Source organism: Pantoea sp. Ae19-2, from assembly GCF_059801205.1.
On sequence record NZ_JBCHWE010000001.1, the window covers coordinates 3,540,047 to 3,563,095 of the forward strand.

Here is a 23,049-nt window from a genome sequence, read left to right on the forward strand (position 1 = left end):
CGTTTTTAATTCACAAAGTGAATGGGTAAGCTGGTTTCAACCACAGAGGAGAACAAATAATGAGCAAATTCGACAAACACAATCTTGACGGTTTCATCGGTAAACATCTGGTTTATACCTATGACAATGGCTGGAATTACGAGCTGTATATTAAAAACGAAGACACCGTCGATTACCGTATTCATAGCGGCATGGTGGGCAACCGCTGGGTGAAAGACCAGCATGTCTATATTGTCTGCGTCGGTGAAGACATCTATAAAGTGTCCTGGACTGAACCGACCGGCACCAGTGTCAGCCTGATTGCCAACCTGGGCGACAAGCTGTTTCATGGCACCATCTTCTTCCCGCGCTGGGTCATGAATAATCCTGAACGCACCGTCTGCTTCCAGAACGATCATCTGGACGAAATGGCGCAGTACCGCGATGCCGGCCCGACTTATCCAATAGAAGTCATTGATGAGTTCGCGACTATCACCTTTGTCCACGATGCGGGAAAAAATAACGATGACGTGATAGCCTGCGCGGCGAGTGAATTACCTGCCAATTTCCCTGAAAATTTGAAAAAATAATTAGCTATTAAAAGGGGAATCCCCCTTTTTTTTAAAAAAAGACGCACACAGCAATTTCGAATTTATCAGAGCCGCTATTTTTCTTTTTTTAGAAACCATCGTCGACGACATATTTTCTTTCACTCATCACATTTATCCGATCCTCACGCTGTTTTATTCTGAGCCATTCGTTTTTCGCCCGTCGCGATAACAACCTGAGGCCCAGAATGAAAATCATTTTGCATGTACCTGATAAAAATCGCATTGCTCACGCCCTGGCTAATGCTGGCAATCTGCTTAAAGAAGAGGATTTTGACGGGGATATCGCCATCGTTTTTAATGGCGACGCGGCAGGTGATGTGACTGGCAGGACGATTTCAGATGCCCTTAAGAATGCGCCGAGCGTGACGCTGTTACTCTGCAATAACGCCCTCCGGGCACAAAATATTGACGTCAGCATGCTGCCATCCCACTTTTGCGTCGTGCCCGCCGCCATAACCTACATTATTGAACAGCAGTCGCGGGGCGCTTTATACGTTCGCCCCTGAACGGCCTTCTCTACAGGGGTTTACTTTTGGCCAACCACTCAATACCGCGCAGCATACCAGCCCAATAAAAGCGCGGTAAAAACCAGGCCTTTAGCCACCATGCTGCGCGGCTGGGACGGGCTGAATGGAGCGGAAAGGTCGGCAGCAGGCGGTTGCCATAACCAAACTCGGCCAGCACGACTTTGCCTTTCTCCACGGTGAGCGGACACGAACCGTAGCCATCGTAACGCGTTTGCGGGATCGCCCCGTTAACGACCTGCCTCAGGTTTTCGGCCACGACCACGATCTGTTTACGCGCCGCTGCGGCCGTCTTGGCGTTCGGCGTTGAGCAGCAATCGCCCAAAGCAAAAATATCGGGCCAGCGGCTGTGCTGCAGCGTTTCTTTATCGACATCACACCAGCCAGCAGCATCCGCCAGACCGCTTTCGGCAATAAAGTCTGGCGCAGCCTGAGGCGGGACAACATGGAGCATATCGAACGGCAGGGTGACGTCACGCGTGCTGCCGTCGGGATCGGTGAGAGTAAACGTCGCCTGCTTATTGATTCCATCAACGGCAGTAAGCGTATGTCCAAAATTGACCTGCGCCTGATATTTCTCCAGATAGGCCTTCAGCGGCGGAACAAATTCGGGCACGCCAAAAACGACCTGACCTGCCAGGCAGAACTGAATGTTGATCTGTGCCAGACGGTCCCGTCGCAGCCAGTAATCGGCGGAGAGATAGAGCGCCTTCTGCGGCGCACCCGCGCACTTTATCGGCATCCCTGGCTGGGTAAAAATGGCTTTTCCCTGCTTCAGGTTTTGCACCAGTTCCCATGTATAGCGCGCCAAATCGTATCGGTAGTTTGACGTTACGCCGTTGCGGCCCAGGGTTTCACTCAGGCCCTTGATTTTATCCCAACGCAGCATCAGACCGCTGGCGATAATAAGATAGTCGTAACCTATTTTTTGGGCTGTCGCTGTTTCAATATATTTCAGATCAGGTGAAACATGCGTCACGGCATCGTGAATCCAGTTCACGCCCGACGGAATAACGTCACTCATGCGTTTTCGGGTTTTTTCAGCGGAAAATAATCCGGCACCCACCAGTGTCCAGGCAGGTTGATAATCATGTTCTTCCTTTGGCTCAATTAGCGTTATTTTGATGTTTTTAATGCGTTTCTTAATACTTGCGATGACGCCAATTCCAGCTGAGCCACCACCAATAACAACAAGATGCGGGTGATGGGGATTATTTTTATCATTCATGCAGGCCTCCCTTTCATTTAACCGTAGTGGATAGCAGCACAGATATAAAGCAAATCAATAGACTTTAAAGTTATAAAAAAGACCTATTATAATATTTAGCTATATGATATAGCAAAAAGAAATAATGAGTTGACAGTCATTTTTACGACCTCTTTAATAGCGTAAAAATAACGCCAGGAATGAAAATGATCATTCAGGAATTCACCCATTTTTCAGCCCTCACGGTGAGCCTGTTAATTGTAACAGGCATCGCCGTAGGCTTTTTTCTGGCGCTGACCGGCGGCGGCGGATCGGTCATGTGCGTGCCGCTGCTGCTGTATCTGGTGAAGGTGCCCGACACGCATCGGGTCATCGGCACCAGCGCCATTGCGGTGGCGGTCAGCGCCCTGATCAATCTGTTTGCCCATAGTCGTAAAGGCAATGTCAGATGGGCAACGGGTGCGAGAATTTCTCTTGTGGCGGTCTGCGGCGCACTGCTCGGAGCCGAACTGGGAAAAATCGTCAGTGGACAATACCTGCTACTGCCGTTTTCCCTTTTGATGTTCACCGTGGCGCTGATGATGCTGAGAAAACAGTCTCCTTTGCCCTGTGCCTCCGCGCCAGACAGGCACTTTGCCCCCGCTATCGTCTGGGGAAGCGTACTGCTGCTGGGCATGCTGGCCGGATTTATGGGCATCGGAGGAGGATTTTTAGTGGTGCCCGCGCTTGTCTGGTTGTTCCGCTTACCCATGGTGGAGGCGATAGCAACCTCGCTGATGGTGGTGTTCGCCATGGGGATCTCGACCAGCGCAAGCTATGCCCTGGCGGGCAAAGTCTCTGTGGTGATGACAATCTACCTCATTGCTGGCGGCCTGCTGGGCGGCTTAGTCGGTGTCGCGGTGGCCAGCCGGCTGAAACACAATGCGCGCGCGATCAATGCCGTCTTTTCAGCCATGTTGATCGTGATGGCCTGCTACATGTTGCTTAAAAATCTCTGAATAAACGGGAACAGGTTATGAATATCCGCCATTTTAATGCGCAAATCGCGTTTTCCGATGCACCACTTGCAGAGGATTTCAGCCAGTTGCACCAGTTGGGCTTTGACGTTGTGGTTAATAATCGGCCTGATGAGGAAGAAGGCCCCTTTCTGCCTCATCAGCAGGAAAAGGCGCTGGCTGAGCAACTGGGCATGGACTACGTCTATATGCCCTTCACCTTTGACACGCTGAGCTGGGAAGACGTTGAGGCTTTTCATCGTCGGGTTAAACGCGGTGCAAAAATCTTTGCACACTGTCGGAGTGGTGCGCGATCGCTTAGCCTGTTTTTACTGCATGAGTTACGCGAAGGCCGGATAGACGAGGCCGAATTTCGGGCTACCTGCCAACAGTTTGGTGCCGATGCCGATAAGCCCCTGGCCTGGTATGCAAACAGGCTGCGCCATCCGCCTCAGGCAGAGGTGTACCATTTCTATGAACCGGAGAGCGGAAGCCTGCAATATGTGATTGCTGACGGACAAACCCGGCGCTGCGCCATCATCGATCCAGTGCTGGACTTTGATCGCCGCTCGGGAGCGGTATCCTGTCAGCAGGCCCAACGCATACTGGATTTTATTCAGCAAAAAAACTGGCAGGTTGCATGGGTTCTGGATACCCATCCTCATGCCGACCACTTCTCTGCCGCCGCCTGGCTGGCCGGGAAAACCGGTGCGCCTACCGGCATCGGTGAAAAGGTCACTGAGGTACAAAGGCTGTGGCAAACTCTCTATAACCTGCCCGGCCTGACGCCAGCTGAGAAAATCTGGGACACCTTATTCAGGGACGGCGAGGTGTTTTACATCGGCAATCTGCGGGGTGAAGTCATTTTATCTCCCGGCCACACGCTGGCGTCGGTGACCTATCACATCGCCGACTGTGCTTTTATCCACGACACGTTTTTTATGCCCGACAGCGGCACAGCGCGGGCTGATTTCCCCGGCGGCAGCGCTGCCGTATTATGGGACAGCCTGCAACGCATTCTGCAGTTACCTGACGACACACGTTTATTTACCGGTCATGATTATCGCCCTGACGGGCGCGACGTGCAGTTTGAAAGCACGGTACGTGAGCAGCGGGAAAACAATCCGTGGGTGGTTGATCAACATCAACAGGATTTTATTGCCCGGCGGCGGCAGCGTGATGCCACGCTCCCGCTGCCAGAACTCATGCTAATGGCCCTGCAGGTGAATATTCACGGCGGGCGATTACCTGAACCCGAGAGCGACGGCGAGCGCTATCTGAAAATCCCGCTAAACCGCTTTTAACGCAAGACGTAAGCACTGCACTGGGAAGGGTGGATAATGCATATTGACCTGGTTCATTTTACGCCGCTGCAAAGCCTGGTGGGTGGGCTGCTGATTGGCGCGGCGGCGGGCATGCTGGTGCTGTTTTGTGGCCGCATAGCCGGTATCAGCGGCATTCTGGGCGGTCTGCTTAAACGCCGCTCATCAGACAAGCCCTGGCGGCTGGCCTTTATTGCGGGCCTGGTCCTGTCGCCGCTGGTGTTCCAGCTGTTCAGCGCCCTGCCCGCCATTGAAACTGAAGCGTCATGGGGACGTCTGGTACTCGCCGGCGTGCTGGTGGGATTGGGTGTTCGCCAGGGATCGGGCTGCACCAGCGGTCACGGCGTATGTGGATTATCGCGGCTGTCACTGCGCTCACTGGTGGCGACGCTGGTCTTTATGTTAACCGCCATGCTGACCGTTGGCGTGATGGGCCACGGGTGAATATCAGGAGGAACAATGGCCGTTTTATTTTCTCTGCTTAGTGGGCTGTTATTTGGCACGGGCTTAATCGTCAGCGGCATGGCGAACCCGGCCAAGGTTCTGGGTTTTCTGAACATTACCCGCGCCTGGGATCCCTCTCTGGCGCTGGTGATGGGCGGCGCGATTACCGTCGGGCTGGTGGCCTTCTGGCTGGCCTCCCGACGTGAGCGTCCGGTCTTTGGCGAAACCTTTCATCTGCCCGGCCAGCGCGCGCTGGATAAAAAACTGATCGCAGGGGCTATGCTGTTCGGGATTGGCTGGGGGCTGGCAGGCATCTGCCCCGGTCCGGCGCTGGTGCTGCTCGGCGGCGGAGTGCTTAAGGGCGCAGTGTTCCTGATCGCCATGCTGGCAGGCATGCTGCTCTTTGAGTGGCTCGACAGCCGCACCGCCTCACTTTCATCACGACGTTAAGAGACAGGGATTAATGAAAACGTTCAGGATACTGGTTTCCGCACTGCTGTTGAGCAGCACGACCCAGGCGGCTACGCTGCCCGCCCCCGTCCAGCAAATTGAAAAGCAGGGCGTGGAAATCATCAAATCTTTTAAGGCACCCGGCGGGGTTCAGGGCTGGCTGGGTCAATATCAGGGAACCGGCGTTACCATTTACCTGACGCCGGATGGTCAGCATGCGATTTCGGGCTATATGTATGACGCGCAGGGCAATAACCTCAGCGAAAAAATCATCAATGATGAAATTTATTTGCCCGCCGGACGTGCCATGTGGAAGCAACTGCAGGCCATGCCGGGCATCAAGGAGGGAAGCGCTGAAGCCGGCTGTCAGGTCGTGGTCTTTGCCGATCCGTTCTGCCCCTACTGCCGGACCTTCTGGCAGCAGGTGCAGCCGCTGGTACAAAATAACTCGCTCAGCATCAAAACCCAGCTTGTCGGCATTCTTAAGCCCGAGAGCGGACGCTACGCGTCTGCCATTCTCGCGGCGGCCGATCCTGCTAAAGCCTGGCAGGATTTCGAACGCTCGCAGGGTAAAAATAAGCCGGCCTTCCCGGACAGCACGCCGCGCGCGCTGTTTGATCAGATTCAGCATAACCAGGCGCAGATGCAGGCGTTAGGGGCCAACGGCACGCCCGCTATCTACTACCTGAATCATGAACAAAAGCTGCAACAGATTGTTGGCCTGCCTGATAAACAGCAGATGGCCGATCTGGCCGCCTGTCGGTAAGCGGCGTTAACGCGCCAGAGATGAACGGTAGCGCAGCCTGGCGGGCAAGATAATCTGTCTGTCCGCCGGTTCATGCCCCTGGATCATTTGGCTAATCACGGAAAAGCACTCCTGCGCCAGGCGCGGTACGTTCTGTTCTACGGTATCGATATGCAGTGACAGCGAATCATACAGGTAGTGATCGTCGAAACTGGCTATGTGAATATCACTCTCCAGCAGATGGTGCTGGCTCATATAGCGCAGCACCCCTTCCAGCAAACCGCAGGCGGCGGTAAACAGCGCCTTAGGTGGCCTGCCAAGACGGGCACACAGGGCCGCAAACATTTCATAGCCGCTGCTGGGATGGTAGTTGCCCTGAATAATCCATTCCGGCCGGGGACTTACTCCCGCCCGCTCCAGCCCCTGCATAAAGCCGGCCAGACGATCTTTGGTCGGCGACAGTCGTGGCTGCCCGCCCAGGAAATAGACCTCATCGGGATGAGCACGCGCCAGGCGCTCTACCAGCTCGGCGGTCGGCGTAATCGAATCGGTGATCACCAGCGGCAAACTGCTGTTATTCACGTGGCGGTCAAACAGCACGACCGGCAGCTGTTCACTCAGCTTGAGATAGTCGCTGTCGCTCTGCTGACTTGAGGCGACGATCAGGCCATCAACCTGACGCGAGACCAGGTTGTTAACCACCAGCGTTTCCTGGCTGGCATTTTCATCGGTACAGGAGATCAGCAGCTGTAGCCCGGCTTCACGGCAAAGGTTCTCTAGCGCGTGAGAGAAAACGGCGAAACCGTAGTTGGTGATCTCCGGCACCACCAGCCCTAACGTATGGCTGCGGTTTTCGCGCAGCAGACGGGCATGGATACTGGGTAGATAATGGTGCTGTTGCGCAAGAGACATCACGCGTTCGCGCGTCTCTTCTGCCACGCGCAGCTCTTTACCGCGCCCGTTGAGCACCAGGCTGGCCGTGGCTTTTGACACCCCGGCCAGCGCAGCGATATCACTGATGGTCACGCGCTTTGTTTTTTTCACGTCGGTGCTTCGTTCAAGGAAACAAGGGCTTATTCTACCATGCAGGATCGTAACGACCAGTAGCAGGCAGTGACTTCTGCGCTGCCGCTCAGGCGTAAACGGGCAGGATGCTGCGGGAAGTAGCGGCTACTCATCACGCCTTCGCCGTCATTGATAAAAATCTCGACGCTGGAGTGATCGCACAGAATATGCAGTTTGCGCGCGCTGCCGCACCAGTGACGATAAAGCCATTCGCCGTTTTCCAGACTGCGGCGTGCCAGACAAAGCGTCTCCTGATGCCAGCTCAGCCGGAGCGTATCGGCAAAGTCCAGCGTGATATCGCCGCCGGACGTCAGCACCAGCTCAAGACGTCGGGCCGCCATCTCCGGTGCGCCATCCGCAGGCCCGCGATAGCGTTGCTCGTCCAGCCGCAGCGCCTGCAGCTCGGCCACCGGCTGCTGATAAAGCCGCCCGTTCCGCTCGGTCAGCTCACGTATACAGGTCATCTGATGAATCCAGCCAAACGCCACGGTGGGCTGGCGCATTTCTTCGCCGTCCGGCACGCCCATCCAGCCCACCAGCAGCCTGCGCCCGTCCTGGGTTAACGTGGTTTGCGGGGCATAAAACTCAAAGCCGGCATCCAGTTCATTAAAGGCACCGTGCGAGTAATGCGCGTTCTCATAGTCGAGCGTACCGCTGAGCCATGCGCAGGGATGGGTATTCAGATAGCGCTTCTCTTCCCGGGGAATGCCCTGCGGGCAGCAGATCAGAAACGTCGAGGCTCCCAGGGTGAACATGTCAGGGCATTCCCACATATAGCCCGCCGCGCCTAATCCGCCCAGGCCACTTCCCGCTATTTCGCCCAGGTTCTCCCAGTGGCGCAGATCGCTGGCGCGCAGTAACAGGACTTTGCCCTGTAACTGCGCGTCCTGCGCGCCCAGCACCATGTACCAGTACCCGCCATGCCGCCAGACTTTGGGGTCACGGACATGACCGGTGTAGCCTTCAGGCAGCGGGATAACCGGCCCCAGCTTGTCGAATCCGCCCTCACCGTTCTGCACGGCCAGGCACTGCCAGGCGGTACGTGAGCCGTCCTCAAATTTAACATTCCCCGTGTAACACAGGGTTAGCTCGCCATTGTTGTCCACCGCACTGCCGGAATAGCATCCGCTGCGGTCATACTCTTCATCGGGCAACAGCGCGACCGGCTCGTGTTCCCAGTGCAGTAAATCCGCTGAACGCCAGTGGCCCCAGCATTTGTGCTTGTGCTCGCAGGCCAGGGCATTCCACTGATAGAACAGATGGTACTGTCCGTTGAAGTGGATAAAGCCATTGGGATCGTTAAGCAGCCCGGTAACTGGCGCCAGGTGCCAGCCCGGATAGTGGCTGTCCTCCCGCGCCCTGGGCTGGCCTTTCATTACCGCCTTAAGCATGGCGGGGAGCAGGTTTTTCAGGGCCATTATTCAGAATCCGTTTTGTACTTGAGCAGGAAAGCGATGACAAAGGCGACACTAAAGGCGATCACCATACCAATAATATAATTCAGCAGCGAACTGGCCTGAACAATGGCCATGCCGGGTAAGCCAGTCAGCCCCACTGCGGTCATATAGACCTTAACGGAAACCACCCAGGCACCGCCGATGGCACCACCGATCAGTCCGGCAATAAACGGCTTCATAAAGCGCAGGTTGATACCAAAGATGGCGGCTTCGGTAATGCCCAGCAGGGCCGAAAAGGCTGAAGGCAAGGTAATGGCTTTGATTTTAGGATCCTTGGTTTTAAACCACACCGCCAGACAGGCACCGCCCTGCGCCACGTTGGCCATCGCCCAAATCGGCAACAGGAAATTGACGCCGATTGAAGGATTACCCAGCAAGCCCGCTTCAATGGCGTGGAAACTGTGATGCACGCCAGTAATCACGATAACGGAGTACAACCCGCCAAACAGTAATCCGGCCAGCCAGCCAGCATGAGCAATCAACGTGCTGAGCACGAAGGAGATGCCGTCACCCAAGGCACGCCCCGCCGGACCAATAATCAGCAGCGCCACAAAGCCAGAAATAATTACGGTCAGGAACGGCGTCAGAATCAGGTCGAGCGCGTCAGGGATGATGCGCCGTAACTGTTTTTCCAGCAGGCTCATAAACCACACGGCCAGCAACACCGGAAACACCGTGCCCTGGTAGCCGATCATCGCGACTTCAATCCCAAAGAAGTTCATGGTGTGGAACCCGGACGCCACGCCCCAGGCATTGGTCAGCGCCGGATGGGTCAGGATGCCGCCCAGCGTAGCCCCCAAAAACGGGTTACCGCCAAACTCACGTGCTGCCGTAAAGCCGATCAGGATCGGCAGAATAATAAACGCCGCCGAACTGCACATATCCAGCATGATATACAGGGCATTTTCCGGGTTCACCCAGCCATAAGTTTTGACCATGCCCAGCAGGCCCATGAGCAGGCCGGACGCGACAATGGCCGGAATAATTGGCACGAAAATATTCGAGAGCAAACGGGCGATGCGCTGGAAAGGATTGAGCTTGCGGGCCGCGATATCGGCGGCTTCAGATTTACTCGATTCACTGATCCCGGCTTCGGCGACAAAGGCGGCGTAGACTTTGTTGACCACCCCGGTGCCAAAAATCACCTGCAGCTGTCCGGCATTACGGAAACAGCCTTTTACCCCGTCGATTTTTCCGATCGCGCTGGTATCCGCTTTGGCGTCATCGACCAGCACCAGCCTGAGCCGGGTCGCGCAGTGCGCCGCGCTGGCAATATTCTCTTTGCCCCCCAGCAACGGCAGTAATGCACGGGAGATTTGTACGAAATCCATAAAAAACCTCTGTTTTATCGTGTGATAGTGTCGGCCCGGCTGAAACAGCCCCGCAGGGCCGACTGATCAGAACCAGGTTTCCATTTGTACGCCGAAGTTCCACTCACCGCCCGCTTCAAAGCCGCTGCTGCCAAAGGCATCGCCGCGCGCGTAGTTATCCAGTCGGTGGTCCCAGTCCATCCAGGTGGCAAAAAGGCGAATTTCCGGACGTTTGAGGAATTCACCCACGTTGCTGGCCTTCAGCGTAGGCGCAACGGTCAGTTTGTAGAAATTACCGTTGACCGCACTGCGCTGATTAAAGCCCTCTGGTCGCAGATCCATATACTGATAGGTAGCTTCGTACTGCATTTCAAAGTTCTCGGTCAGCCCCTGAATCAGGCGCATGTTGGCGGTGGCCCACTGATAGCTGTCGCCCTTGACGTAACGATCCTTACTGCTTTGCGCCAGCACCGCCGGGGCGATATGCCAGCCGCCGCCCAGCGGGGTAATCCCGTAGCTGGCCAGCCGCCAGGTATCGGCATCCGGTAACAGTGCCCCGTCTGAACCGATAGCTTTTACCTCTGCACCTAAGCCGTGACCGTACAGCACGGCCGTTTTCGCTGAACCCTCTCGCAGGCCATAGAAGCTGTCGTTATGCAGCCCCACCAGCGCATGTAACCCGGTGTTCGCGGCATCGCCCTTCACCTTCAGGCCGTTCACATCCAGCCGGTCGTCGTTATCTTTCGCCCGCATGCCGCTCAGCATCAGTTGGAATGGGCCGTAGAAGTTGTTAGCCGTGAGAATATAGTTCTGTGCGGTGTTGTCGTTGTTCTCGATATCGCCAAAGGTTCGTCCGTAAAGCGACAGATTGCTGTGAGCCTGATCGCTCCACTTCATGTCGTAAATACCTGCTCCGGTACCGGCGAGAAATACCACATCGGAGTCGATCCAGTGGATATCGAAATTATCCCGGTCAAAGCGTTTACCCGCCCAGACGGTCGTGTCTTTGAACGCGCCGGTAAAGGTCGGGAGCTGGCCCAGCTCGACAAAAGCCTGACGCAGATTGAGGTCGCTGCTGGATGCCGTCCAGTCGTTATAGGTGCGCTGGCCGTCGGCCAGCATCGCCTTGAAGCGGGTCGTTGCGCCGTTTTCCAGCGTTTGTTTATGTTCCAGATTCAGCTCTACATAGGTATCAGGTTCGTTACCTAAGCGGCCGACATGCCCGCCGGTTTCCCCGGCAGGCGTCACGGTCGGGCCGCCCTGAGTTTTGGTCGCCGAGCTGTTCATCAGTAGCCCGGAACGGGCATAGCCGTGAAATTCGAAGCCGTCTTCACTGCTCGCTTTCTGCTCCAGCTTCGCCGTGCGCTGTTCAACCTGCGTCGCGGTGGCCTGGCTTTTCTGCTGTGCGCGGGCAAGCTGCTGCGCCTGTTTTTCTGCGGCTTCTGCGCGATTCTCTGCCGCATTCGCCCGCTGCTCCGCGGCCTGTAACCGCTGCTCCAGTGCCGCCAGCCGTGCTTCAATACTGCTCATGCTTGGTTCTGCTGCCAGAACCGGCCCCGCGCTCAGTAGCAGCCCAACGGTTATGGCAAGTGCCTTTTTATTCATCGTTTTACATCCCAGAAAAGGTAAGGGTAGTGATGCTGTCTTTTGCTAAACCGGTTTAGTTTTCGGATGATATTCATCGATGTATTTTCAGGCAAAGTAATTTGCTAAACCGATTTTATGAATGTGAGACAGTTCGCAAAACGAAGCGGCGACGAGGCGAAAAGGGGGAATGACGTGATGAAAAAAACGCGGTCGGCAAGCAGACAACCGGATGCGTCATGACGCCTGTCCGGTTGTCTTGAGGAAGGGATCAGGCAGCCTGACGACGTAACAGCGTCAGCGGTCCCGGCCCGCTAAGAGTGAAAACGGAGATCAACGTAAAGGCCATCGCAATAGAGCCCAGCACCAGATAGGCGCCATGGAAGCCAATACTTTCATACATGTTACCCGCCAGAACCGACATGAATATCATCGCTAACTGTTTAAAGAAGCAGAAGCACACCAGATAAATGGTGGCGGAGAAGCGCACTTCAAACTGGCTGGTGATGTATTTAAAGCAGCCGACAATCAGGAAAGGGATTTCAAACATGTGCAGCGTTTTAAGAATCACCACTTCCACTGCCGTGGTGGCAAAGGAGGAACCGATAATACGCACGGACATGATCATGCCTGCCAGCAGCAGGGCGTTCTTGCCGCCAATGCGGTTAACGATCAGCGGAGCAAAAAACATGATGGACGCGTTCAGTAATTCACCCAGGGTGGTCACATAGCCAAATACCCGCGTACCCTGTTCGCCTGTGGCAAAGAATGAGGTAAAGAAGTTAGCAAACTGCTGGTCGAACACGTCATAGGTACAGGACACGCCGACGACATACAGGGATAAAAACCACAGTTTTGGCTGCCTGAACAACTCCAGCGCCAGCTTCAGGCTGAACGCCGAGTGATTCGCTCCCACCGCCTGCGCAACCGTTGCTGATGACGATGTGCTGGTACGGGAGAAGAACAGCAGCAGCGCCAGAATCACGGCACAGCCCGACCCCAGCCAGAACACAAACTGGTTATTGATGGTGAACATGATCCCGACGATGGAGGCGCACAAGGCCCATCCTACACAGCCAAACATGCGCGCCCGGCCAAATTCAAAATTGCTGCGGCGGCTGACTTTCTCAATGTACGCTTCAATCGCGGGTGCCCCGGCGTTGTAGATAAAACCCAGGTAAATACCGCCAACAATCGAGCCCGCCAGAATATTCACCTGTAATAGCGGCCCAAAAACGTAAATAAAGAAAGGTGCGAACATCACCAGCATACCGGTGATAACCCACAGCAGGTGTTTGCGCAGGCCGAGCTTATCGGACAACAGGCCAAACAACGGCTGAAACAGCAGAGAAAACAACGAAATACTGGCAAAAATAATGCCGGTATCCCCTTTGCTGATATGGTTAATATCATGCAACCAGATGGGGAAGAACGGGAAATAGGCACCCATGATGAAAAAGTAAAAGAAGAAGAAAAAACCAAACAGCCAAAAATTCGTGTTTTTTAAATAGTACATATTGGACGTCCTTACGCGAGAGTCAGGCAGGCGCGAGCCTGCCCGCTCATTATTTTTGTTGCCCCCAGATAAACTGGTAGCTGTAACGTCCTGCACTGAGCAGGAATTCCGGTGATACCGACGGGCTCCAGGAATCGTCACCGCCGACGCCCATGTGGAAGCCATCAATATTGAGCCACGTGCCCGCCTCAGGCCGTAACAGGTGGCGATGGCAGGTTTCCATCAGCTGTGTCTGGCTGTAGCGACTGATGTTGAACTGGAAATCGCCACGCCACTGGTGCGCACCATAGTTGAGTTCACGCGTGCCGCAGCGCAGGCCGTTTTCAGTGGGGAAAACATAAGGGGTGTACATTTCACTCAGCGGTAAATCCCAGCGGTCGAAGCAGGCAGAGGTCAGGCGATCCGGGTAATTTTCATGCGGCCCCAGGCCTAACCAGTTCACTCGCTCGACGATCTGGGTGAGCTGACAGCTCATACCAATGCGTGCCGGATAAGGCGTGCCGCTCGCGATCTCCACGTTGACCGTCACCGCCATCTCGCCAAATCCATCAATACGGTACACTTTACGGCTAATAAACAGCGTTTTGCCTTGGAACTGCCAGGCATGGACGGTGTTGATCACGACGGCGTCGGAGAGCGCTTCGGCGGTGCACTGCAGGGTGGTGACCTCAGACTGATAGTGCCCCGCCGCTTTCCAGCGCTCGACCCAGGCATTAGGGTCGATGCGCGTGACTTCGCTGACGCCGATATCGTTATCCAGCGGCGCACGGGTAAACTGATCGCGCAGCGGCGACAGGAGCTGCGGCTGATCGTCGATCCAGTACTGCGTGAGCACGCCCTGCTGACGGCTGAATGCCCAGCGCTGGTTGTTCACCGCCACGCTGAAGGTGTCTTCGCCGCGGCTGAGCTGTGGCGCACTCGCCGCCTGAGGCGGCAAGGCCACATTCAGGATCGCCTCCAGTGGCCACTGCTGCCAGGCGCTGATATGACCGGCTTCTGACCAGGCCGTCGGCTGAGGCTGTTCCACCCGCACCGTCAGCCAGAGCTGGCCTGCAGATTGAGGCAGCGGCACCTCCGGGAGTGCGATCTGCTGGCGGCCCTGTGGCGCGATATCCAGCGTGACTTCACCGGCGGCCAGCAGGTTGCCATCCTGAGCCACCGACCAGTGCAGGATTTCATTATCACTGTGGCGGAACAGGTATTCGCTGGTCACTTCCAGCGTGCGCTCGCTGCCCGGTAGCAGCCTGAACTGGAAGAACTGCTGCGCATGGCGGGCTTCGTAGAGCGAGGGATGGGGCGTCCGGTCGGCAAAGACCAGCCCGTTCATGCAGAACTGGCGATCATTAGGCGTATCACCAAAGTCGCCACCGTAGGCAGCCCAGGGTTCGCCGTTATCGTCATATTTTATGAGCGACTGATCGACCCAGTCCCAGACAAAACCGCCCTGCAGGCGAGGATACTGACGAAATGCCTGCCAGTATTTTGCGTAGCCACCAAGGCTGTTTCCCATGGCATGAGCATATTCACAGAGAATAAGCGGACGCTGCTCGCCTGGCATAGACAGCCATTTTTTAATGGACCATTTCGGCACGGCCGGGAAAGGTTGATCCTCATCGACCCGCGCATACATCGGACAGATAATATCGGTCGCTGCGGTATTGGCCCCGCCACCTTCGTACTGGACCGGGCGGGAAGGATCTTCACTTTTCAGCCAGCGGTAGAGCGCATCATGGTTAGCACCGTGGCCCGATTCGTTACCCAGTGACCAGATAATAATGCAGGGGTGATTACGATCGCGCTGCACCATGCGCGTGACGCGCTGGCTCATGGCGGGAAGCCAGACGGGATCGTCACTCAGGCGATTCATCGGCACCATGCCGTGCGTTTCGATGTTGGCTTCATCCACGACGTACAAGCCGTAGTGGTCACACAGGCTATACCACAGGGGATCGTTAGGGTAATGAGAGCAGCGCACCGCGTTGAAGTTATTCTGCTTCATCAGCAAAATATCCTGCACCATAGTGTCACGATCCATCACCTGACCGCGTTCAGGATGATGCTCGTGGCGGTTGGTGCCGCGGATGAGCAGTGGCTGACCGTTGAGCAGCAGCAGGCCATTTTCGATGCTGACGTGCCGGAATCCCACGTCGCAGGCCTCCGCCTCAATCAGCGTACCGTCCGTCCGGTGTAACTGCACAACCGCCCGGTAGAGATGCGGCGTTTCCGCACTCCACAGCGCAGGGTTGGCAACGTTGATGCACAGCGTTGTCCGATCGTTCCACGCGCCGCGCTCGTCAATAATCGCGCTGCCCAAGGGCGACGTCGCTTCTCCGGTTAGCGTGTCACCCGCGAAGAGCTGCACGCTGACCCGTAAATCGTCATCCAGTGCTCCGGCGACCCGCACCTCAGCTTCCAGCCGCGCACGACTGAAATCGTCATTGAAATGCGTACGAATGCGCAGATCGCGAAGATGGCTGGCAGGCTTATGCAGCAGGGAAACATCGCGGAAAATACCACTCATGCGCCACATATCCTGATCTTCCAGATAGCTGCCATCGCTCCAGCGCAACACCATCACCGCCAGGCGATTTTCACCTTCGCGCAGAAATTCGCTCAGATCAAATTCAGACGGCAAGCGGCTGTCCTGCCCATAGCCCACCCAGCGTCCGTTGCACCAGAGATAGAAGGCCGAATTCACGCCGTCAAAAATAATTCGGGTTTGTCCATGTTGCAGCCAGTCTGCATCCACATTAAATGTGAGCGAATAACATCCCGTAGGGTTTTCAGCCGGAACGCGCGGGGGATCAACCGGAATGGGATAGGTAACATTGGTGTAAATCGGAACATCATAGCCCTGCATTTGCCAGACTGACGGCACGGTAATCGTCGCTGCCGCCTGCAAATCCTGGGTGCGCCAGCTATCCGGCACCGCCTCGGGCGCAGGGAAAAAGGCAAACGTCCATTCGCCGCTCAGGCTTTTTCGCTGCGCCGATGGCGCGTTGTTATGGGCCGCCTCAGCGCTGCGCCAGCTGTAAAACGGCGGATGGGCTTCCAGCCGGTTATGTTCGCTGACGCCGGGGTTTTCCCAGTCGCGCCGGGCGAGTACGGCCGCTAATGAATCTCTGTCCAGGGTCATGGCAGTCTCCTGCATAAAATTGTTATCCGCTCACATTGAGATGACATTACGAGGCCGGAATGGGGATGTAAAGCAACGAAGGGCGAATGAGTGAACTGCCTCACAGCAAAGCGGGATCGGCAGTGAGATTTATGAGCGGGGTCGCTGTCTTGCCGGCCCTAGTCAGGATGCGCAAACGGGGAGCGCTGACAACGGGCGGATGGCCGCGGGAACAGATCAATGCGCGAAAAGGCTCGGCATGATGGGGCAACAGTAAAGCCTGCGTTGCGGTGACAGACAAAGCCCGACCACGCTTTATGCCGGCAGGCGGTTCACCCTGAGCGGCCGGGTCATCAGCGTGGACAGGGGCTGATCGCTCTGCCCGACCTGAGGTAACGGGCGCTGTCCCCTTTAGTGATGACAGGCCCGCTGGATGAGCGGCCGACCCCGTTCGGGGCTGCACCCGCTGACTGACCGGACACAGGCGAGGGTTGCCGGTCAGTGCATCGTGGCATTATCGGGATATCATCCTTCAATTTGGTGACGATAAGGCAACGCGGTCATGGCCCCTTTTGCCGTCGTCGCCAGCGCCCCACACTGCTGTGCGCTGCTGAGTCGTGCCGCCAGCTCGGCCTCATTAGCGGGCATCCCCTTTTCCGCCAGCCCCCATAGCAGCCCGGCGACAAACGCATCCCCTGCGCCGGTGGTGTCCACGCTCACCACAGGCAGCGTGGGATAGTGATAATTTTTACCCTGATGCCAGACTTTCACTCCGGCCTTGCCCTGGGTGACCATCAGCAGGCTAATCGCAAAGCGTTCCGCCAGCGCCTGCATGCTGTCAGCGTGTTGCGCCGCCGGCGTCAGAAAAGCCAGCTCTTCCTCAGACAGCTTAACCACATCGGCCAGCTGCAACGCCCGGTTCACACAGTCCCGCAGTTGGGCATCGTCGTGCCACAGATCGTGACGAATATTGGGATCAAAGCTCACAAAGCCACCGGCATCGCTGATCTGCTGCATGGCAGAAAAGGTGGTGGAGCGCGAAGGTTCTGCCGCCAGGGCAATTGAGCAGCAGTGAAGCCATTCACCTTGCTCAAACCTGGGGAGATCGCCTTGTTCCAGAAACAGATCTGCGCTGGGGCGCACCATAAAGGTAAAAGTCCGCTCACCTTCCTGATCCAGCGCCACCACCACCGTTGAGGTGCGCTGGGCGCTGTCCAGCGTCATATAGCGGGTATCAACCTGTTCAGTCGCCAGCGTGTGCTGCATAAAGTGACCAAAAGGATCGTCCCCAACCCGGCCAATAAACCCGCTGCGGCCCTGTAAGCGGGCAATGCCCACCGCCACATTGGCGGGCGCCCCGCCTGCACACTGTATTAAATGCCCCGGCCCGTCCGGAAGCAGGTCCACCACGGCATCACCCAGACACCAGACTCGTGCTGACATACCTCTCTCCTACGCAGATAAAGCTAAATTTTACTAAACCGTTTTAGCTTAGCATTGCTCAGGCGTCATAAATGTGATTTGTGTGGGGAAAATCTCTTCGCACTGGCGGTAAAGCTGTCTTGAGCGCTGTAGTAAAGCGATACAAAGTCACCGCCACCAGGGTTAAACCAGCGCGCTGGCAACTGCTACACTCGTGAAAACTCCAAACACAAAAAGGCGAACCTCATCATGTCTGAACAACACTATCAGCCCGCTAAAGTCTGGAAGTGGGACCCGGAAGCGAAAGGTAATGGTGCCAAAACTAACCGCCCTACCGCTGGCCCAACCCATGAAAAAGCCCTGCCGGTTGGTAAGCATCCGCTGCAGCTCTACTCTCTGGGCACGCCTAACGGCCAGAAAGTCACTATTCTGCTGGAAGAGCTGCTGGCGCTGAACGTGAACGATGCAGAGTACGATGCCTGGTTAATCAATATTGGTGAAGGCGACCAGTTCACCAGCGGTTTTGTTGAGATCAACCCCAACTCCAAAATCCCGGCACTGTGCGATCATTCAGCCACACCACCGATTCGCGTATTTGAATCCGGTAACATCCTGCTCTATCTGGCGGAAAAATACGGTTATTTCCTGCCGAAAGATCCGGCCAAACGCACCGAAACGCTGAACTGGCTGTTCTGGCTGCAAGGCTCAGCCCCTTACCTTGGCGGCGGCTTTGGTCACTTCTATCATTACGCGCCAGAAAAGATTGAATACGCCATCAACCGCTTCTCACTGGAAGCCAAACGTCAGTTTGACGTGCTGGACCGTCAGCTTGCCGATAACCGTTATCTGGCGGGTGACGATTACACCATCGCCGATATCGCCACCTGGCCGTGGTACGGCAGCATGGTGCTGTATAACCAGTACAATGCGGCAGAATTCCTCGACCTTCAGTCCTACAAAAATGTGGTGCGCTGGGCCGAAGAGATCGCCCTGCGTCCGGCCGTTATGCGCGGCCGCAAGGTGAACCGTGTGATGGGCGAACCCGCCGATCAGCTGCGCGAGCGCCATGACGCATCGGACTTTGATACGCAAACCCAAGACAAGCAAGCCTGAGGAGAAAAACGTTGAGCGCTTACGTCGTATTTATTCGTGACAACACCCTGGATCAGGATGAAATGGTGACTTACGCCGATAAAGCCGGCAAAGCCCATGGCAACCATCCCATCAAGCCTTTAGCCTTTTACGGCGATCTGGAAACCCTGGAAGGCCCCGAGGCGGAAGGTGTGGTGATTATTGAATTTCCGAGCACCGACGCCGCCCATGCCTGGTATGACAGCCCGGAATATCAGGAGGCGAAACAGCACCGCCTGAAGGGCGCGACTTATCGTGTACTGTTGGTAAAAGGCGTCGATTAATCGCTTTGCGGGCATGCCCGCCATTGCCCCGCAGTCCATCTGGCCTGCGGGGCACTCGCGCCCATCGACGCGGCTGATACGGCATGCTCGCGACCCGGGCAATAACGCCCGTGTTTTCTCCGCCAGAACCGCCTCATAACGGATTCTGCCTGCTTCGCCTAGCTAAAACGAAACAGTGAGATGGCCTGTTGTAACGTGCTGGCCTGCTGACGCTGGTGCTGCGCCACCTGTAGCGTTTCGGTCACGTGTTTGACGTTATGATTCACGCTGTCATCAATACTGTTAATGCTGTGCTGAATCTGTTCGATGCTCTGATTTTGCTGCACGCTCATCTCCGACAGCTCGTTCACCAGCTGTGAAAGGCTGTCGATACTGACGTGAATCGCCTGCATGGTCTGGGCGGCCTGATCAACCTGCGCGGTGCCCTGCTCGGCGCTGGAACTGGACACATCCATGAGCTGGCGAATCTCACGGGCCGCATTTTCACACCGCAATGCCAGGCTGCGCACTTCGTTGGCCACCACGGCAAAACCCCGGCCTTCCTGACCCGCGCGGGCGGCTTCTACTGAGGCATTCAGGGACAAAATCGTCGTCTGGAAAGCAATGCCGTCAATCAGTTCAAGAATGGTTTTAACCCGGCCAGACTCCACGTTAATCTGCGCCATGGAGGCCATCGCCCGCTGAATATTCTGTTGACCTTTATTCGCTACCTGGCGGGTTTCATGAGCCAGATCGCAGGCCGTTTGCGCCTTATCCTTCGCCTGACTGGCGGCAACGCTGATTTGTGACATCGCGGTGGTCGCCACCTCCAGCGCCTGAGCCTGTTCATCGGTGCGCTGCGACAGGGCGGCGTTACGCGACAGCATGCTGTCGGCCTCCTGCAGCAGTTCAGCGACGCCGTGGCTGACCTGGTTCAACGTACCGCGCATCGTGCTCAGCGTCTGGCTAAAGGTTTTGGCGAATGGCGTTTCACTCTGTTGATTTTCCACCGACAGCGTCAGGCAACCTGGTTCACGGTTGATGCGGGCAGCCAGTTGCGCGACCTCACTTGAAGCGCGGAGATCGGCGGCCATCTGCCGGGCGATAAGCACCAGCATCGCGGTCTGTACCACCACAAACAGCGCGTGGAAAAGCACCATATCCAGACCGGGATGGTGAAAGACCACGATGCCAAACAGATCGTGTTCCTGCAGATAGTTAAACAGGAGATGATGAACGGCGCCTGTCGCGGCGGCCACCAGCAAGGGTCGGCTGTCGCGATAGACCAGCAATACCGACAGCAAGACAAACACCGAAAAGTGGAACTCGGTTTCGCCCTGGCCCAGTTGAATCAGCAAACCCGCAAAGCCGATGAGCGTGAAGGCCAACCATAAGCGCGAAAATAGCGTGCCGTTTGCCAGCCATCCCACCAGCGTGGCGACCAGTGCCAGCCCGGTGCCGACCGTTATCGCCAGCCAGGTTGACTGGTACAGGCTTCCGACGATGGCTGAAATCACCACCATGATCCAACACAGCATGACAATCAGCCTGTCTGCCTGTTTTGCAATACGTTGAGGGGTAACGCCATCCCCGGAGCGGGTTAAATCTGTATTCATCGCCAGGCATCCACCAGAGGTTAAACCGCGCCTCAGACCAGAGGCGTGCTCACAGTCCATCTACGCAACGGGCGCAGACACATAAGATCGGTATCGACGCTGCCGGAAAATACTTTAATAGTGATAATGATTTACAGAAAAGTTGCGTGGGACATCACAGATGAGTTAGCGCGCTATCGCTTTGAAGCCTTTCCTGTAGAAAGGTCACAAACGCCATGAGGCGCGAGGGCTGCTGTCGCTGCGCCTGCCAGACTGCGAAGATATCGCCGTCCGGTGACCGCCATTCGGGCAACACATGCCGCAGCTTCCCGGCTGCAATGCTGTGTTTTGCATCCCACCAGGAGCGCAGCAGGATGCCATGACCATCCAGCGCCATGCGCATCGCCACCTCGCCATCGTTCGTGATCAGGTTCCCGCGGACTTTCTGACTCAGGCTCTCCGCATCGCCGACAAAACGCCACAGGGCGAAATCGCTGTCATGCTGCCTCAGCAAAATGCAGTTATGCTGCGCCAGCGCCCGGATGCTGTCCGGCAACCCGTGTTTGGCGGCGTAGGCGGGCGAGCAGCAAAGTACACGCGGGTTGTGCACCAGTTTCCGGGCGACCAGCCGTGAGTCTGGCGGTTCGCCGACGCGAATGTCGATGTCCACATGGGCATCAAGAAAATTCAGCGGCTGACTGCTGAGCTGCAGGGAAAGCGCCAGATGAGGATGCAGGGCAGCAAAGGCAGACACGCAGGGCGCGATATGGCGGCGGCCAAAACCAAACGAGGCATTAATATTCAGCGTGCCGCGCAGCTCGGCCGTTTCCCCGCTCACCGCGTCTTCCAGCGCCACCAACTGCTCCAGCAGGGGGCGAGCCCCTTCCAGGTATCGACGGCCTTCGGGCGTCAGTTCCAGCTTGCGCGTGGTGCGGCGCAGTAACTGAACCCCCAGCCGCTGCTCCAGCAGGCTCAGGCGTTTGCTGACGGCCGCCAGAGAAAGCCCCAGCGCCCGCGCGGCCGCCGTCAGGCTGCCCAATGACGCCACGCGCAGGAAAAACGCCAGATCGTCACTTGACGTCCGAGATTCTCTACTTTGATTCAACATGGGATTAACTTTAAGGCCAATTGTTTACCTCAGGTGGAGAGTTATACTGCGCTAACGCCCGGTGATAAATCAAGCTGCATCAAGACAGCATACGGAAACCTGACCGACTTACCCTACCAACCTCAGAGGTGCCCAGTGACAGAGAAGATCCATCGTATTGCCGTGATTCCCGGCGACGGCATTGGCAAAGAAGTGATGCCAGAAGGCGTGCGCGTGATGAACGTGGCGGCAGAGAAGTTCAACATTCCACTGCGCTGGGAGTGGTTCGATTATGCCAGCGCAGAATACTGGCAACAGCATGGCAAAATGCTGCCGGACGACTGGTTTGCTGAGCTGAAAACGTTCGATGCGATTTATTTTGGCGCGGTTGGCTGGCCTGATGTGGTGCCGGATCATGTTTCGCTCTGGGGATCGCTGTTGCAGTTTCGCCGTGAGTTTGATCAGTACGTGAACCTGCGTCCGGTACGCCTGATGCCCGGCGTGAAAGCACCGTTAGCCAACCGTAAGCCGGGCGATATCGATTTCTACGTGGTGCGGGAAAACACCGAAGGCGAGTATTCCAGCGTGGGCGGCACCATGTTCCCCGGCACCGAGCGAGAAGTGGTCATTCAGGAAACGGTCATGACCCGCGTGGGCGTCGATCGCATTCTGAAGTTTGCCTTCGAACTGGCCCAGCGTCGGCCCAAAAAACACCTGACCTCTGCCACTAAATCGAACGGTATCGCGATTACCATGCCCTACTGGGATAACCGCGTTCAGGCGATGGGTGAGCACTATCCCGAGATCAAGGTGGATAAATATCATATTGATATTCTTACCGCCAATTTTGTGTTGCATCCCGACTGGTTTGATGTGGTGGTTGCCAGCAATTTGTTTGGCGATATCCTGTCGGATCTCGGCCCTGCCTGCACCGGCACCATTGGCATCGCGCCGTCTGCCAATATCAATCCGGAAGGCAAATTCCCCAGCTTGTTTGAACCGGTGCACGGCTCGGCGCCCGATATCGCCGGTAAAAATATCGCCAACCCGATCGGCCAGATTTGGTGTGGTGCCATGATGCTGGAGCATCTCGGCTACAAGGAAGCCGGTGATGCCGTGCTGAACGCCATTGAGCGTACCCTGGCCGCCGGTGAACATTTAACCCGCGATCTGGGCGGCAGCGCGGATACGCAGCAGTTGGGTGCCGCTATCGCGGCGGCGCTGTAA

At 56.3% G+C, this 23,049-nt stretch carries 20 protein-coding genes; 10 read left to right on the forward strand and 10 right to left on the reverse strand.

Features of this window, described 5'->3' with window-relative positions:
- Window positions 1-59: 59 nt before the first annotated feature.
- Together AAIE03_RS16310 and AAIE03_RS16315 are read left to right on the forward strand one after the other, a co-directional pair.
- On the forward strand, window positions 60-569 hold the full coding sequence (locus AAIE03_RS16310) for a phenolic acid decarboxylase (protein ID WP_015701223.1): 510 nt from the start codon (window positions 60-62) through the stop codon (window positions 567-569).
- 206 nt (window positions 570-775) lie between these two features.
- The gene (locus AAIE03_RS16315; protein WP_042676986.1) at window positions 776-1,096 is read left to right on the forward strand and encodes a DsrE family protein; all 321 of its coding nucleotides are present in this window, start codon (window positions 776-778) and stop codon (window positions 1,094-1,096) included.
- A gap of 10 nt (window positions 1,097-1,106) precedes the next feature.
- Here AAIE03_RS16315 and AAIE03_RS16320 read toward each other — a convergent pair whose 3' ends face one another.
- Window positions 1,107-2,342, reverse strand: a complete 1,236-nt coding sequence (locus tag AAIE03_RS16320) for an NAD(P)/FAD-dependent oxidoreductase (RefSeq protein WP_498563088.1) — start codon at window positions 2,340-2,342, stop codon at window positions 1,107-1,109.
- A 185-nt stretch (window positions 2,343-2,527) separates the two neighbouring features.
- Here AAIE03_RS16320 and AAIE03_RS16325 point away from each other — a divergent pair, with 185 nt between their 5' ends.
- Genes AAIE03_RS16325 through dsbG form a run of 5 tightly spaced genes read left to right on the forward strand, consistent with a single transcriptional unit; the run spans window position 2,528 to window position 6,298 of the window.
- On the forward strand, window positions 2,528-3,319 hold the full coding sequence (locus AAIE03_RS16325) for a sulfite exporter TauE/SafE family protein (protein WP_210512084.1): 792 nt from the start codon (window positions 2,528-2,530) through the stop codon (window positions 3,317-3,319).
- A gap of 17 nt (window positions 3,320-3,336) precedes the next feature.
- A complete protein-coding gene (gene blh, locus AAIE03_RS16330) occupies window positions 3,337-4,620 on the forward strand; it encodes a bifunctional sulfur transferase/dioxygenase Blh (RefSeq protein WP_210512082.1) in 1,284 nt (427 codons plus the stop codon).
- Between the two features lie 36 nt (window positions 4,621-4,656).
- Window positions 4,657-5,082, forward strand: a complete 426-nt coding sequence (locus tag AAIE03_RS16335; RefSeq protein ID WP_210512079.1) for a YeeE/YedE family protein — start codon at window positions 4,657-4,659, stop codon at window positions 5,080-5,082.
- A gap of 15 nt (window positions 5,083-5,097) precedes the next feature.
- Window positions 5,098-5,532 carry a DUF6691 family protein gene (locus AAIE03_RS16340; RefSeq protein ID WP_013024238.1) on the forward strand — a complete coding sequence of 145 codons (435 nt, stop codon included), beginning with the start codon at window positions 5,098-5,100 and terminating at the stop codon, window positions 5,530-5,532.
- Window positions 5,533-5,545: 13 nt separating this feature from the next.
- Complete coding sequence (dsbG, locus tag AAIE03_RS16345; RefSeq protein WP_116219978.1) at window positions 5,546-6,298, forward strand: thiol:disulfide interchange protein DsbG; 753 nt, start codon at window positions 5,546-5,548, stop codon at window positions 6,296-6,298.
- A gap of 6 nt (window positions 6,299-6,304) precedes the next feature.
- Here dsbG and AAIE03_RS16350 read toward each other — a convergent pair whose 3' ends face one another.
- From AAIE03_RS16350 to cscK, 7 genes are all read right to left on the reverse strand, one after another.
- A complete protein-coding gene (locus tag AAIE03_RS16350; protein ID WP_013024236.1) occupies window positions 6,305-7,321 on the reverse strand; it encodes a substrate-binding domain-containing protein in 1,017 nt (338 codons plus the stop codon).
- 29 nt (window positions 7,322-7,350) lie between these two features.
- Window positions 7,351-8,760: a sucrose-6-phosphate hydrolase gene (locus tag AAIE03_RS16355; RefSeq protein WP_014595106.1), complete on the reverse strand. Its 1,410-nt coding sequence runs from the start codon at window positions 8,758-8,760 to the stop codon at window positions 7,351-7,353.
- Window positions 8,760-10,130, reverse strand: coding sequence for a sucrose-specific PTS transporter subunit IIBC (locus tag AAIE03_RS16360; RefSeq protein ID WP_013024234.1), 1,371 nt, complete (start codon window positions 10,128-10,130; stop codon window positions 8,760-8,762). The genes AAIE03_RS16355 and AAIE03_RS16360 overlap by 1 nt, the downstream gene beginning before the upstream one ends.
- Before the next feature lie 66 nt (window positions 10,131-10,196).
- Window positions 10,197-11,714, reverse strand: coding sequence for a carbohydrate porin (locus tag AAIE03_RS16365; RefSeq protein ID WP_013024233.1), 1,518 nt, complete (start codon window positions 11,712-11,714; stop codon window positions 10,197-10,199).
- Between the two features lie 250 nt (window positions 11,715-11,964).
- Window positions 11,965-13,209, reverse strand: coding sequence for an MFS transporter (locus tag AAIE03_RS16370; RefSeq protein WP_014606902.1), 1,245 nt, complete (start codon window positions 13,207-13,209; stop codon window positions 11,965-11,967).
- A gap of 49 nt (window positions 13,210-13,258) precedes the next feature.
- Window positions 13,259-16,345, reverse strand: coding sequence for a beta-galactosidase (locus AAIE03_RS16375; protein WP_498563089.1), 3,087 nt, complete (start codon window positions 16,343-16,345; stop codon window positions 13,259-13,261).
- Window positions 16,346-16,849: 504 nt separating this feature from the next.
- On the reverse strand, window positions 16,850-17,767 hold the full coding sequence (cscK, locus tag AAIE03_RS16380; RefSeq protein ID WP_105077046.1) for a fructokinase: 918 nt from the start codon (window positions 17,765-17,767) through the stop codon (window positions 16,850-16,852).
- A 228-nt stretch (window positions 17,768-17,995) separates the two neighbouring features.
- On the opposite strand from cscK, the gene yghU reads away from it, so the two are divergent.
- Together yghU and AAIE03_RS16390 are read left to right on the forward strand one after the other, a co-directional pair.
- Entirely contained in the window at window positions 17,996-18,859 is an 864-nt protein-coding gene (gene yghU / locus AAIE03_RS16385; protein ID WP_042676616.1) for a glutathione-dependent disulfide-bond oxidoreductase, read from the forward strand.
- A gap of 11 nt (window positions 18,860-18,870) precedes the next feature.
- Window positions 18,871-19,161 (forward strand): DUF1330 domain-containing protein, encoded by a 291-nt coding sequence (locus AAIE03_RS16390; protein ID WP_013024228.1) that lies wholly within the window; start codon window positions 18,871-18,873, stop codon window positions 19,159-19,161.
- 158 nt (window positions 19,162-19,319) lie between these two features.
- On the opposite strand, the gene AAIE03_RS16395 is transcribed toward AAIE03_RS16390, so the two are convergent.
- On the reverse strand, window positions 19,320-20,756 hold the full coding sequence (locus AAIE03_RS16395; protein WP_072136307.1) for a methyl-accepting chemotaxis protein: 1,437 nt from the start codon (window positions 20,754-20,756) through the stop codon (window positions 19,320-19,322).
- A 154-nt stretch (window positions 20,757-20,910) separates the two neighbouring features.
- Window positions 20,911-21,843, reverse strand: coding sequence for a LysR family transcriptional regulator (locus AAIE03_RS16400; RefSeq protein ID WP_024471808.1), 933 nt, complete (start codon window positions 21,841-21,843; stop codon window positions 20,911-20,913).
- Between the two features lie 135 nt (window positions 21,844-21,978).
- Here AAIE03_RS16400 and AAIE03_RS16405 point away from each other — a divergent pair, with 135 nt between their 5' ends.
- Entirely contained in the window at window positions 21,979-23,049 is a 1,071-nt protein-coding gene (locus AAIE03_RS16405; RefSeq protein WP_014606905.1) for a tartrate dehydrogenase, read from the forward strand.